We start from the raw sequence: 13745 nt of genomic DNA, 5'->3' as shown, positions 1-13745 counted from the left end.
GTCAGTCCTCCGCTCGAAGCAGCCGGACGAAAAGCAGCGACACCGCCATCACGACGATCACCAGCAGGAACGAGTTCGCCGCCCCGGTGCCGAGATCCGCGCGGGTGATGTGGTTGTAGAGGTAGAGCCCGGCCGTGGTGGTCGACGTGTACGGCCCGCCTTTCGTCACCACGTACGGCTCGGCGAACATCTGGAACACCGCCAGCGTCTGCAAAACGAGGCTGAACATCAGCGAACGGCGCAGCAGCGGAACGGTGATCGACCACAGCTGCCGCATCCGGCCCGCTCCGTCGAGCGAGGCCGCCTCGTACAGGCCGCGGTCGATCTGCTGGAGTCCGGAAAGGACGATCAGCACCACGAACCCGGTGGTCTTCCAGAGGAACAGCAACGCGAGCGTCGGTTTCGCCCATCCGCTCGTGACGAGCCAGCCGACCGGCGGAAGGCCGACTGCGCCGAGCATCGCGTTCACCGCGCCGTTGTCCTGGTCGAACAGCACGATCCAGATCTGTGCGACCGCGACCAGCGGCGTCACGAACGGCACGACGAATGCCACCCGGTAGAACCCGCGCAGCCGCTTGATCGCGTTGAGCAGCACCGCCACGAGTACGGCGAGCACCATCTGGGCCGGGACGATCAGCAGCCACAACACGCCGGAGTTGCCGAGCGTCGACCAGAATCCGCTGCTGGTCAGCAGATAACGGTAGTTGTCGAAGCCGATCCAGTGCGCGGCACCGGATCCGTGCCAGTCGGTGAAGCTCAGGCGCAGCGTGAAGAACAGCGGGTAGACGCTGAAAGCCAGGAACACCAGGACAAACGGCAGCACGAAGACGTACGGCGCGAGGAGGCGGCGCAACGGAAGCGTGCGCCGCCGCTGACGCGGTGCCCGGGTGCGCGGCTCGACAGCCGGCTCCCGGAACACCTTCGTCGCGGGGGAAACGGAACGAGTGGTCATTTGCGGTCGATCAGGTTGGTCTGGATGTCCTTGCCCGCCTTGTCGATCACCTGCTGCGGGGTGAGCGCGCCGTCCAGCATTTTCTGCAGGTCGGTGCCGAGGTAGTCGACCGCGCCGGACCACCAGGCCGGGATCGGGGCTCCGCCGGGGATTTCCCGGCCCGCCTCGACGGCGGTCTTCCAGACGTCCTGACCGCCCATCGCGTCGATCGGCCGGAACAGCGGTTTCGCCGGATCGGCGGCGGGCTGGTAAGCCGGGATCGACGTGTTCAACCCGCCCGGATAGACCGCGTTCGGACCGTAGACGCCGGTGTAGCCGGCCTGGTCGAACATCAGGAAGCGGTAGAACAGCCACGACAGCTTGGGGTTCTTGGCGTCCTTGGGGATGACGAACGACGAGCCGCCCATCGCGCCGCTGCGCGCCCCGCCCGCGGTCCACGCCGGCAACGGCATCGCCCGCCAGTCGCCCTTCGTCGCGGTCAGCTGCTGCTGCGGGGCGAAATCGAACCAGATCGCCCACGGGTAGAAGACCTCGTCAGCCGAGTCCAGCGCACTGACGTCGCTGGGCTTGAGGTACTCCGCGCGGGTGCCGAGCCCTTCTTTGCGCACGGTGTCCAGCCAGGTCAGGATCTGGTGGTACTGCGGGGAATCCAGCCGCAGCTTGCCGTCCGGACCGGCCAGGCCGGTGCCTAGCTGGCTGGCGAACATCTCGAGCTGGAGCTGGCTGTTGAAGGCGTTCTGCTCCAGGTGGATCGGCTTCGCACTGGGCTTGAACTGCTGGTACTTCTTCGCCGCGGCGAGCAAATCGTCGTAGGTCTTGATGCCGTTCGGGTCGATCCCGGCCGCGCTCAGCGCCTTCGCGTTGTAGAACAGCAGCCCGGGGTCGAGGTCGAAGGGCACGCCGTAGATGCCGCCGTTGACGGTGTTGACGTCGACCTTCTGCTTCGCGATGTCCTTGGTGTAGGGCGCGAGCACGTCCTTGAGATTCCACAGGTGGCTGACGTAGCCGCCGACCTTGGCGTCGTCGAGGAAGACGCCGTCGGGCACGTCGGTGCCGGTGATCAGCGTGTTCTGGAGCTTGGAGTCGATGTCGACGGCCTCGTGCTTGACCGTGACGCCGGGGTACTTCGCGGTGAACTTCTTGATCGCCGCGTCGAAGACCTTGTACAGGTCGCCGGAGCGGTCCCAGACGGTGATCTCGCCCTTGGGCGCCTCGTCGGACGAGGCTTGCAGCACGGCGTTGCCCGAGGCCGGAGCGTCGGAGCTGATGTCCGGGCCGCAGGCGCTCAGCCCGGTGACGAGCAGCGCCGCGGCGACGACGGCGGTGCCGCGGCGGGGGAGGAGGCGGGCTGTCCGTCCGCTCCGTCGGAGAGTGGGGTTCATGGCACTCCTTTGTGCGGGACGGCGGCAACGCGGCGTGCGGAGAGGGGCTCGCCGTGGATTTGCCAACGTAGGCAAACTGTACGACATGCTTGCACACGTTGCAAAAGGTAGGATGACTTCCGGCGAAGGGGGCTCCATGGCGGCGACGTTGCGGGATGTGGCGGATCGGGCGCAGGTTTCGGTGCGCACGGTGTCGAACGTCGTCAGCGGATACGAGCACGTCAGCGAGAAGATGCGGCAGCGCGTGCTGCGGGCCATCGAGGAACTCGGCTACATCCCGAACCCGGTCGCCCGCACGCTGCGCACCGGCAAAACGGGGCTGCTTTCGCTGGTGGTGCCGGAGATCGACGTGCCGTACTTCAGCCAGCTCGCCCGCGAAGTCATCGACGCCGCCGCGGACCTCGGTTTCCAGGTGATGATCGACCAGACCGGGCACGACCATGAGCGGGAGCGCCAGCTGCTGCGCGGCGGAGGCAGGCGCAATCTGTTCGACGGCATGCTGTTCGCGCCGCTCGCGACGGGCGACGAACTGCGCGATGTGGACCCGGCGCGTTCGTCGCCGCTGATCCTGCTCGGCGAGCACGTCTTCGACCGCCGGTTCGACCACGTGGCGATCGACAACGTCGTCGCCGCCCACGACGCGACGACGCATCTGCTCGACCGCGGCCGTACTCGCGTCGCGGCGATCGGCGCTCAGCCGAAGGAGATGTACGCGACGCCGTTGCAGCGAACCGAGGGATTCCGCAAGGCGCTCGACGAGCACGGCCTGGAACCGGTGAACGCGCTGCAGGCCACGGCCGCCCACTACGGCCGGGCGGACGGCTATGCGGCCACCGCGTCGCTGCTTCGCGAATCTCCGCGCCCGGACGCCATTTTCTGCTACTCCGACCTGCTTGCGATGGGCGCGATCCGCGCGGTGTTCGACGCCGGGCTGCGCGTCCCGGAGGACGTGGCGATCATCGGCATCGACGACATCGAGGAAGGCCGCTATTCGAGGCCCTCGTTGAGCACCGTTTCGCTCGACACTCCGTTCATCGCGCGGACCGCGGTGTCCCGTCTCGCCGCGCGCATCGAGAACCCGGGGCTCGCCGCCGAGGAATTCGTCGCACCGCACAAGCTGCTCGTTCGGGAGAGCACGGGCTGAGCGCGACGCGAGGTCTCCGGCGGTGTGTGAGGATGCGGGAATGAGCGAAGAAGAACCCCGGGTATCCCGCAACGACAGCGAAAACCGCTACGAAGTGTATGCGGACGGCAAGCTCGCCGGCTTCGCCGAATACACCCCGAAGGACACCGAAACCGTCTTCACCCACACGGAAATCGGCGACGAGTTCGGCGGCCGCGGCCTCGGCAAGGTGCTGGCGAAGGCCGCGCTGGACGACGTCGTGGCGCGCGGCGGCGTGATCGTTTCGGTGTGCCCGTTCATCGCCGGGTATCTGCGCAAGAACGAGGGCTACGCCGAGCACGTCCGATGGCCCGGACAGCACTGACGTTTTCTCGGCAGCGCGCGGGGTTCTCGCGCCGCGGCGGCTGGCCTGGCGCGCGATGCCGAGGTACGTGAGGGGAACCCTGAGGGAATCAGATTCCCTCAGGGTTCCCCTCACGTACTTTCGTGCCGAACCCGTCGCACACCGCACTGCTGAGAAACCTCACTGACGCAGGTCAGCAGCGCCGTTCGGGGTATTCCAGGTGGCCCGAACGGCGCAGCAGTGCCCGATTAGTCCGCATTTTTTGGTTATTAACCAACCTTCGTCGGTTTCGCGTTGGTTGCCGGGCAACAAAAGTGTGTGGCGTCCCACCGGTCGGTTTCAGCCCACCTGGAGGAAGATCCATGACTTCCCGGAAGACGCTCGTCGCGGGATTCACCGCACTGTCGGCCGCGGCTTTGACCGCGGGCATGTGCGTGAACGCCGCCTCGGCAAGCCCGATGGCGTTCGCCCAGATGCAGGCACAGGCGATCACCCAGGCGACGCAGGTCGCCGACACGCTCGGCGCCGGAAACGGCGGCATCTACCTCGAACGCGGCAAGGCGGTCCTGAACGTCACCGACGCCGCGGCGCAGGAGAAGGCCAAGGCCGCGGGCTTCGCGACCAAGCTCGTCAAGCACAGCTTCACCGCCCTCACCGGCGCGAAGAACCAGATGGACACGGTCAAGAACGTGCCGCAGACGTCGTGGGGCATCGACACCAAGACCAACCAGGTCGTGGTGAAGATCTACGACTCGGCGTCGCAGGCCACGAAGGACAAGGTCGCCGCGGCGGCCGCGAAGCTGGGCGACGCGGCGCGCGTCGAGCAGCGTTCGGGCAAGCTGTCCACCTACATCGCGGACGGCGACTCGATCAACAACGGGCAGTTCACCTGCTCGCTCGGCTTCAACGTGACCAAGGGCGGCCAGCCGTACATGCTGACCGCGGGCCACTGCACCAATGAAGGCGGCACCTGGTCCGGCGGCGACGTCTCCGGTGCCCAGGTCGTCCAGAGCGACTGCCCCGGAGCCGACTCCGGCCTGCTGACCCGCCCGAACGGCACCGGCGACGGCGCGATCAACACCGGCCAGAAGATCTCGAGCGCGGGCACCCCGACCGTCGGCGAGCAGATCGAGAAGATGGGCCAGACCACCGGCGGCGGCAGCGGCCAGGTCACCTCGGTCGACGAGTCGGTCAACTTCGACGTCGGCGTCCTGAACCACGAATTCGGCACCACCGCCCACACCGACCACGGCGACTCGGGCGGCCCGGCGTACGACGGAGACAAGGGCCTCGGCACCCTCTCCGGCGGCGACACCCAGACCAGCTACTTCTACCCGCTGACTCTGGAACTGCAGTCCTACGGCCTCGAGCTCGCCTGAGGTTCTATCGTTTTTCGGCCCGCCGTCCCTCTTTCGGGGCGGCGGGCTTTTTCTTGGGTTTTTGTGTCGTACCCGGGGCTTAGAGTTGCCCGCATGAAGCCGAACCCGGCCCGAAACCTATGGACAGCAACAGAACCTCTCCACGCAGTCGTCTACTTCGCCCCGGAACCCGCCGCCGCGGCGAAGGACGTCGGCCTGCGCGGTTGGTGGATGGGCTACTTCGCGGGCCGGGCGGCGCCACTCGGTCCGATCGGCCCGGAACCGGTCACGTCGATGTTTTTCGGTTTCGCGCCACGGATGGTCGCGCGAGCACTGCCCGACGCGTGGACGTTCGCCTCTCCTGCAGACGTGTTGCGCACCCGGGTGGAAGCAGTTGAAGCGGCTTTGACACGGTTGCTCGGGCCGGACGCTGTGGACGAGCTAGTCGGGTTGTTGGAACAGGCAGCCGCCGCCTGCCGCTTCGATGCCCGACCACTCGCCGCAGCTTGGTCCGCTGTGCCTCGCCCGGATCGGCCGCTGGCCCGATTGTGGCTGGCGACCGCGGTCCTGCGCGAACACCGAGGCGACGGCCACGTCCTGGCCGCGGTCGCCTCCGGCCTCACCGGCCTGGAAACGACCCTCACCCACATCGCCACCGGAGCCACGACCCGCGAGCAAGTCCAGCGCGCCCGGGGCTGGGCCGACGAAGAATGGTCCGCCGCGACAGCAAGTCTGGTCGATCGCGGTCTGATCGACGCGGGCGGCCTGACCCCAGCGGGCGCGGAAATCCGCCGCACCATCGAAGAAACCACCGACCGCCTAGCCGCCGCCCCGCTCGAAGCGCTAGGCCCAGAAGGAGTCGACCGAGTACTTGAACTGGCCACCCCGCTGAGCCGACGGGTCATCGACCGCGGCGGCGTCCCCATCCCCAACCCGATGGGGGCACAACGTCCTTAACGAACGATGTCGATTCTCCGGCTCCCCGCCCGACGCACTAGTGACAGCCACTAGAAGGGAGCCCTGGAGATGCTGCTGGAAGGCAAAAACGCGGTTGTGTACGGCGCTGGCGGAGGAATCGGCGGCGCGTTCGCCCGAGCCTTCGCCGAGGAAGGCGCGCGAGTCTTCCTGGCCGGACGGACCCGCGAAAAGCTGGACCTCGTAGCTCGCGACATCCGCACGGCTGGCGGCACCGCCGATGTCGCCGTAGTAGACGCGCTCGATGAGAAGTCCGTAGACGCCCACGCCGACGCCGTGGTCGAAGCCGCGGGCAGCCTCGACATCTCGGTGAACGTGATCAGCCACGGCGACGTCCAGGGAACTCCCATGGTCGAGATGTCGCTGGCCGACTACGAACAACCGGTGGTCAACGGCGTCCGCACCACCTTCCTCACCATGCGCGCGGCCGGCCGGCACATGAAACGCCAAGGCAGCGGCGTAGTCCTCCTCTTCGGCGGCGATGGCGATCCCGTGCGCAACCACGCGGTCGGCGGCCTGCAAGTCGGATTCGCCGCGCTGGAAGCAATGCGCCGACAACTCGCCGCCGAACTGGGCCGACACGGCGTGCGCACGGTGACTCTCCGGACCGGCGGCGTCCCGGAAACGATCCCGGCGGATTTCCCTGGCGCCGAGGAACTCACCGCGGAACTCGCCGAACCGACCATGCTCGGCCGCACCGCGACGTTGGCTGACGTTGGTGCGGTAGCGGCTTTCGTCGCATCCGACCGAGCCCGCACGATGACTGCCGCCACGGTGAACGTCAGCTGCGGCGCGCTGGTGGACTAGCCCGTCGCGACACCAGCGATCGCGAGCACCACGCTCACCACGCGGATCGTCGGAGTGGAGCCATCTCGAGGTAGGCCACCACGAAGAACATCGAGAGAGAACCCAGTCCGGGAGGAGGGCGCCGAACGCCGCGTCGACTTCGTGCTGCCGCACGGCCCGGGTGCTGTGCACTCAACTGGCCGCCGTGGGTTAACCCTTGGCGCGGGCGGAAATCTGCTGCACCGACCAGCTGTTGCCGTCCGGGTCGGAGAAGTGGATGAACCCGATGTTGTCCAGGTCTTCGAGCGCACCAGTACCCGGATCCGGGCCGTAAACCTGAAGCTCGCCGACCTCGACGCCGCGTTCCACCAGCTCCTCGCGGGCTTTCCGCACATCGGCGACGACCAGCTGCAGACCCTTGATCGACCCCGGCGGCATGTCCGGAACCATGCCCTTGCCCAGGACGATCGAGCAACCCGATCCCGGCGGCGTCAGCTGCACTAGGCGCTGTCCCGGCCCGGGGTTGATGTCGTGGTCGAGGCGGAAGCCGACCTGGTCGACGTAGAACGCTTTCGCCCGGTCCACGTCGGTTACCGGCACGACGACGACCTCGAGAGTCCAGTCCATGCGAGGAGTTCTAGCGGTGGCCCGAACGGGCGGTCAAGCGCGCGCCAACTCCACCCGGTTCCGGCCGGCCTGCTTGGCCCGGTACAGCGCGGCGTCGGCGGCCACCAGCACGTCGTCGACGCTGGCGAGATGCTCGGCCGGATACAGCGCGCAGCCGATCGAGACGGTCAGGTCGCTGATCACCGAATCCTGGTCCGGCAGCGCGACGACCACCTGCGGGACCCGCCGCCGGATGCGGTCGGCGATGTGGCCGAGGTGCTCGGCGCTCGGGATGTCCGGCAGCGCGATCGCGAACTCCTCGCCGCCCCAGCGGCCGCACACGTCCTGCTCGCGGACCTCGTCCCGCAGCGACAGCGCGATCTCGCGCAGCACCAGGTCGCCGGTGGGGTGGCCGTAGGTGTCGTTGATCGCCTTGAAGTGGTCGAGGTCAAGCAGCAGCACGCCGACGCTGTCCTGGTTCGCCCGCGCGCGTTCGAGGTAGCGCTCGGCGACCGTGCGCCACCAGCGTTTGGTGGCCAGACCGGTGGTGACGTCGGTGCGCGCGTCGCGCTGGAACTGGGTGAGCAGCAGCCCGCGGTGCAGTGCCACGAGCGCGATCACGACGCCGGCCAGGAGCAGCGGGTTGGCCAGCAGCAGGAGCGCCGCGGTGACCAGGCCGAGCCCGATCGCGCCCGCTTCGAGCAGCTGGTCGCCGAACCCGGAGAACAGGTCCGCGAACGACCGCGGCGGGCTCGACAGCGCGATCGCGACCATGACGAGCGCGGTGTTGATCGCCCAGCGCAACCCGGCGGCGAGCACGAAGACGACCAGGTCGAGCAGGCCCGGGCCGAAACCGCCCGCGAGGACGCCCGGGTACTCGTGCATGCCGAGCGCGAGCACCGCGACCGCGGCCTGCGTGCCGCACAGGACGGTCGCGCAGGAGAAAATCCAGCGGTGCGGCAGGACCGGCCGTTCGTGCGGCCAGACCCGCCACCAGGCGACGGCGTAGGTGAGCACGACCATCGCCGACGCGAGGATCGCGGGCAACGCCACCACGGCGGCGATGCTCCAGACGGCCTTGGTGTCGACGTACGCGACGGTGGGCGCGCGGCTGTACTCGCGCTGCCGCTCGATGTGCCGGGTCGCCTCGATCGCCAGCGCCGCGCACACGGCGAGGACGCCGAAGCGGACTAGATCGATCTGGTGCACCGGGGCGAGCCACGCGGTGGCGAGGGTGGTGCCGACTGCCACGACGTTCACCAGCAGCACATACATGCGGACGTGCGAGGGCAACCGCCATAGGCGCCAGCCTGTGAACCACCCGGCAACTCGTCCGCGCACTCTTCACCTCACCCGATTGGCTTCTACGGTAAACGACGAGGCGCGTTGTGTGCTGCCTGTCGTCCGGACTCTGGGAAGCCCCGGGGCGATTTCGCCCGGACAGCCCAGCGTCAGACGGCCGGCGAGGGGAGGTGGCCACTGTGAGTAGTGGCCAGCTGCTCCGAATCCGGGCCGGACCAGGGGATCCACGAGGGTCCCCTTTGGGCCTCCATGGCCACTTTCGGTGACCGGCCTACCGGTGCTGACGTGCGAAAACCGCCGAAGGCGCGACTCTGAAACGGAGGTGACAACCGTGCGCGACAACAACTGGACGGTTCGTCGGTGACCTAGGTCGCCCTCGCGGTCTCGACTCGAGGTCGAGACTTTCGGCCCTCGCTGAGGAAAGGAGATGCCCACAGTGCGGGACAACAACTGGTGAACGCGGCTGAACCGGGAATCCGGGATGCGGAAGGAAAACGGAAAGGAGGCGACGTGACGCGCGACAACAACTGGACCCGCTGAGGACGGCCCGGCGACCGGAAAGGAGGTGTGCGGTGCGCGACAACAACTGGAACCGGTGAAACGGCTGAAACCGCTGGGCGAAGTGCTGGGGAAGGAGGTGAGCGACCGCCATGCGCGACAACAACTGGACTCGCTGAACCTGCCTGGTTACTGACCGTCGATTCGCGAAAGGAGCCGTTGCGATGCGCGACAACAACTGGACCCGCTGAAACCCGCTGTTTTGCCGATCGGCGACGAGGAAGGAGATCGCTGTGCGCGACAACAACTGGACTCGCTGAATTCACCCGATTACTGACCGTCGATTCGCGAAAGGAGCCGCTGCGATGCGCGACAACAACTGGACCCGCTGAGCCTCGTTGACCACCGACCGCCGAACTGCGAAGGGAGCCGCTGTCGTGCGTGACAACAACTGGACTCGCTGAGCCTGCCAACCGCCACCCGCTGAGCCGCGAAGGGAGCCGCCGCCGTGCGTGACAACAACTGGGCTCGCTGAGTCCCGCCGATCACTGCCCGTCGAGCCGCGAAGGGAACTGCCGCCGTGCGTGACAACAACTGGACCCGCTGAGCCTGCCAACCACCACCCGCTGAGCCGCGAAGGGAGCCGCCGCCGTGCGTGACAACAACTGGGCTCGCTGAGCCCCGCCGATCACTGCCCGTCGAGCCGCGAAGGGAACTGCCGCCGTGCGTGACAACAACTGGACCCGCTGAGCCCCGCCAACCACCACCCGCCGAGCCACCGAAAGGAACCGCCGCCATGCGCGACAACAACTGGACCCGCTGAACCGCCCCCAGCCCGCCCCACGAGGAGGTGAGAGGGCATGCGTGACAACAACTGGACGTGATCCGAACCAGTCCCGCGGCACACCCGTCCCGCGGATTACGGCGCGGGAGGTGGGGTGGCCCCGTCGAGGGGAGTTCGGCGGGGCCGCACCGCGCGGTCCGCTCGCACCGCCCGCGCCCACGCGATCCCGGCCAGGCCGGCGCACCCGGCTCCGGCCACGGCGGCGATCGCGACCACCGTCGTCGGCGCGAAGGCCAGCGCCAGCGCGCCCGCGGCAGCGATCGTCAGGCCCTGCGCCGCCCGCAACGCCGCGATCGCGACCCCGATCACCTGGCCGCGCTGTTCCGGCGGCGCGGCGAGGCTGTACTGCACCTGGGTGATCAAGTCGTGCGCGGAAAACATCCCGGACACCGTCCAGACCGCCACGACCACCGGCAACGCGGGCGTCCAGCCGGTCGGCAGCAGCACGAGACTGCTCGCCACCGCGAGCGGGCCCAGCCACCGCACCTGCCGCGCCCGCGGCAACCGGCTGATCAGCAACGCCCCGAGCAGCGTCCCGACCGGGTTCGCCACCAGCAGCCAGCCGAGCACTCCGGTACCGCCGAGTTGCGCGGCCACCGGCACCGCCAGTCCCTCCGGCACGACGTAGAACCCGCAGCAGCACGCGATCGCGAGCAGCGACCGCAGTTTCCGGTCCCGCGCGACCAGCTTGCAGCCCGCCTTCAACGAAGCCCATTGCGGCGCGTGCTCGGCCACCTTCGAGACCGGGTACAGCCGCAAACCCCAGCGCAGCGCGGCTGCCGACACCGCGAAGGTCACCGCGTCCGCCCACAACGCGCCCGAAACCCCGAGCCACGCGACCACCGCCGCGCCCGCGCCGAAGCCGATCACCAGTGCTGCCTGGTACGTCGAGGAGAGGATCGCTTGTCCGGTCGCCAGTTTCTCCTCGCCCAGCATGTCCGGCAGGACAGCTTGCCGCGCGGCCTGAAACGGCCCGGCGGCGAGTTGCACGACCACGAGCAGTCCCGCGGCGACCGGCCAAGGCATTCCCGGAATCGCCATCACCGCGACCAGCAGTGCGCGCACGACATCCGCCACCACGAGTACGGTGCGGCGCGGGAACCGGTCGGCGAGCCCGCCGAGCGCGCCGCCGAGGAGGTCCGGCAAATAGGTGAGCGCATACGTCCCAGCGGCCCATCCCGCGGACGCCGTTCGGTTGAACACCAACACGGTCAGCGCGACTCGTGCTAATTGATCACCTGCCACCGACAGCACGTGCGCGAGCCAGAGCGCACGAAATTCGCCCATCCGGAACACGCTCCGGAAAGACGGCGCCGTCGTGGTCATGTGCTCACCCTGTCGTGACTCGGCCACCCGGAGCAACCCCGGCCGGACGCGGGTGGGTCGCGGATCCGGCTCCGGCCGTCCGTGGAAAACTGGGTGATCGCCGTCCGTGGATGATGTCGCACCGAAGGGTTTTCCGTTGACCGAGGAGAGCCGGCAGGTCGCCGGTCGCTACGAGCTCGTCGAACTGATCGGCAGCGGCGCGATGGGGATGGTCTGGCGCGGGGAGGACAAGATCCTCGGCCGCGTTGTCGCGGTCAAGGAACTCCTCATGCCCGTGAACCAGGGCGAGGACAAGGTCGAGGAAGCCCGCAACCGCGCCATGCGCGAGGCCCGCATCGCCGCCCGGCTGCAGCATCCGAACGCCATCTCCGTGTTCAACGTGGTCGAGCACGAGGACCGGCCGTGGCTGATCATGGAGTACCTGCCTTCGCGCAGCCTCGCGGTGAAACTGCGCGAGGACGGCCCGCTGACCGTCGACGAGGCGATCCCGTTCGCGGTGCAGCTCGCGGGCGTGCTCGCCGCCGCGCACCGGGCGGGCATCGTGCACCGCGACGTCAAGCCGGGCAACGTCCTGCTCGGCGACGACGGCACCACGGTCAAGGTGACCGACTTCGGCATCTCCCGCGCGGTCGGCGACGTCACGCTCACCGCGACCGGCGAAATCTCCGGCACGCCCGCGTTCCTGGCCCCGGAAGTCGCCCGCGGCGAGGACGCGACCTTCGCCTCCGACGTGTTCGCCCTCGGCGCGACGCTCTACATGGCGGTGGAGGGCGATCCGCCGTTCGGCACCGCGGACAACGCGATCGCCTTGCTGTACCGGGTTTCCAGCGGTTCGATCAACCCGCCGAAACAGGCCGGGAAGCTGGAGCCGCTGCTGCTGAAGCTGCTGGAGCTCAAGCCGGAGGACCGGCCGTCGATGACCGAGGTCGTCGCGGAACTGCGCAAGCTCGACGGCGGCGTCACCCCGGTCGCGACGATTCCGGAACCGCCGACGCTGCCCGAAGCCAAACCTCCGGTCGTGCCCACCACCGTCGCGGTTCCGGCCGCGGACGCGCCACCCGCGGGTGCTGCCGCCGCGCCGCCCGCGGGTTCGGACCGAAGACGCCGCGGGATGATCTTCGCCGGGGCGGGCGCGCTGCTTGTCGTGATAGCCGTGATCGTCACCGTCGTCCTCACTCGTAACCACGGTGAAGAGAGCCCGGCCGCGAACCCGCCGCCTGCTGGGACTTCCGTTTCTTCGAGCGCTCCGGCGCCTTCGTCCGCGTCGCAGCCTTCGCCGTCGACTCAGCCGTCAACTGCGCCTTCGTCGAGTGCTCCTCCGTCTTCCAGCTCGGCAGCGAACTCGCCGGACGCGATGGCTTCCGCTCTGCGTACTTACTTCTCGTACCTGCCGAGCAATCTGGAGAGCGGCTGGGCGATGCTCAGCGAGGAGTTCCGCTCGTCGCGGGGCCAGACTTTCGACCGGTACAAGTCATGGTGGACCCAGTTCAGTTCAGTGGTCGCGAGCGATGTCCAGGTCACTGGCGACAACGCGCTCAGTGCGAAGATCACCTATCACCGTGCCAACGGCGGCACGTCGAGCCAGGTACACCACTACAAGATGTCGCAGCACAACGGCACCTGGCAGATCGACGTGGAGAGCTAGCTCTCGAGCAGCAGTGCGATCGCGGCGGCCGTGTCGCGGTCCGGGCCGATCCGCATGGTGCGCAAGCCAGCGGACCGCCCGGCTTCGACATCCGCGCCGACCAGCCAGGCTCCGTCAAGGGTGGTTTCGCAGCGTTCGGCGGCGAGCGCGAACAGCTTCGGGTCCGATGTGGACAGTCCGTCCGGCCCGGCTAGCGCCCAGCCGTCCACGAGCCCGGCGATTCCGGTGCACAGCAGCGTGGACAGCTGCGGTTCGCCCTCGCCGAGGACGCCGATCCGCCAGCCCGCCGCGCGCAGCCGGGGCAAGCCGGTCAGCACGCCGGGCGCGGCAGGGACGAGCGCGGGATGGCGTTCGCGGTAGGCGTCTTCGAGGTCGGCTTCGTGCAGGTCGAAGCGTTCGCGGATGTTCTTGAAGAACGCCGTCCGGTCGGTGCGCCCGCGATCGTCGGCGGCGACGAGCCACGCGGCGTCCGCTTCGGTGAGCCGGTGTTCCGCGCAGAACTCCCACACCCAGCGGCGGAATCCCTCCGCGCGATCGACGAGCGTGGTGTCGAGGTTGAACAGGACGAGCCGCACGGGGAGAGACATTAGCGCGTTCCACCGGGG

12 protein-coding genes are annotated in these 13745 nt (G+C 68.5%); 6 read left to right on the top strand and 6 right to left on the bottom strand.

The window, feature by feature from the left end; genetic code table 11:
* Position 1 precedes the first annotated feature (1 nt).
* Together AB5I40_RS19770 and AB5I40_RS19765 are read right to left on the bottom strand one after the other, a co-directional pair.
* Positions 2-952, bottom strand: a complete 951-nt coding sequence (locus AB5I40_RS19770; protein ID WP_370940017.1) for a carbohydrate ABC transporter permease — start codon at positions 950-952, stop codon at positions 2-4.
* A complete protein-coding gene (locus tag AB5I40_RS19765; RefSeq protein WP_370940016.1) occupies positions 949-2334 on the bottom strand; it encodes an ABC transporter substrate-binding protein in 1386 nt (461 codons plus the stop codon). The genes AB5I40_RS19770 and AB5I40_RS19765 overlap by 4 nt, the downstream gene beginning before the upstream one ends.
* A gap of 136 nt (positions 2335-2470) precedes the next feature.
* Here AB5I40_RS19765 and AB5I40_RS19760 point away from each other — a divergent pair, with 136 nt between their 5' ends.
* From AB5I40_RS19760 to AB5I40_RS19740, 5 genes are all read left to right on the top strand, one after another.
* Positions 2471-3478: a LacI family DNA-binding transcriptional regulator gene (locus tag AB5I40_RS19760; protein ID WP_370940015.1), complete on the top strand. Its 1008-nt coding sequence runs from the start codon at positions 2471-2473 to the stop codon at positions 3476-3478.
* Positions 3479-3500: 22 nt separating this feature from the next.
* Complete coding sequence (locus AB5I40_RS19755) at positions 3501-3821, top strand: GNAT family N-acetyltransferase (RefSeq protein ID WP_370940014.1); 321 nt, start codon at positions 3501-3503, stop codon at positions 3819-3821.
* A gap of 341 nt (positions 3822-4162) precedes the next feature.
* Entirely contained in the window at positions 4163-5179 is a 1017-nt protein-coding gene (locus AB5I40_RS19750) for a S1 family peptidase (protein ID WP_370940013.1), read from the top strand.
* 93 nt (positions 5180-5272) lie between these two features.
* Positions 5273-6115, top strand: coding sequence for a hypothetical protein (locus tag AB5I40_RS19745; RefSeq protein WP_370940012.1), 843 nt, complete (start codon positions 5273-5275; stop codon positions 6113-6115).
* A gap of 69 nt (positions 6116-6184) precedes the next feature.
* The gene (locus AB5I40_RS19740) at positions 6185-6940 is read left to right on the top strand and encodes an SDR family NAD(P)-dependent oxidoreductase (protein WP_370940011.1); all 756 of its coding nucleotides are present in this window, start codon (positions 6185-6187) and stop codon (positions 6938-6940) included.
* A 189-nt stretch (positions 6941-7129) separates the two neighbouring features.
* Here AB5I40_RS19740 and AB5I40_RS19735 read toward each other — a convergent pair whose 3' ends face one another.
* The 3 genes from AB5I40_RS19735 to AB5I40_RS19725 form a co-directional block, all read right to left on the bottom strand.
* On the bottom strand, positions 7130-7546 hold the full coding sequence (locus AB5I40_RS19735; RefSeq protein WP_370940010.1) for a VOC family protein: 417 nt from the start codon (positions 7544-7546) through the stop codon (positions 7130-7132).
* 33 nt (positions 7547-7579) lie between these two features.
* Positions 7580-8866, bottom strand: a complete 1287-nt coding sequence (locus AB5I40_RS19730) for a diguanylate cyclase (protein WP_370940009.1) — start codon at positions 8864-8866, stop codon at positions 7580-7582.
* Positions 8867-10244: 1378 nt separating this feature from the next.
* Positions 10245-11495, bottom strand: a complete 1251-nt coding sequence (locus AB5I40_RS19725; protein ID WP_370940008.1) for an MFS transporter — start codon at positions 11493-11495, stop codon at positions 10245-10247.
* Positions 11496-11631: 136 nt separating this feature from the next.
* Between AB5I40_RS19725 and AB5I40_RS19720 the strand changes: the two genes are divergently transcribed.
* Positions 11632-13140 carry a serine/threonine-protein kinase gene (locus AB5I40_RS19720; RefSeq protein WP_370940007.1) on the top strand — a complete coding sequence of 503 codons (1509 nt, stop codon included), beginning with the start codon at positions 11632-11634 and terminating at the stop codon, positions 13138-13140.
* Here the strand turns inward: AB5I40_RS19720 and AB5I40_RS19715 are convergent.
* The gene (locus AB5I40_RS19715; RefSeq protein WP_370940006.1) at positions 13137-13727 is read right to left on the bottom strand and encodes an HAD family hydrolase; all 591 of its coding nucleotides are present in this window, start codon (positions 13725-13727) and stop codon (positions 13137-13139) included. The two genes, AB5I40_RS19720 and AB5I40_RS19715, sit on opposite strands and share 4 nt — an antisense overlap.
* Positions 13728-13745: the final 18 nt, after the last annotated feature.

This window comes from Amycolatopsis sp. cg13 (assembly GCF_041346965.1).
Lineage (GTDB): Bacteria > Actinomycetota > Actinomycetes > Mycobacteriales > Pseudonocardiaceae > Amycolatopsis.
The sequence above is the reverse complement of the archived record's forward strand: the minus strand, read 5'-3'. Positions and strand labels throughout refer to the sequence as shown.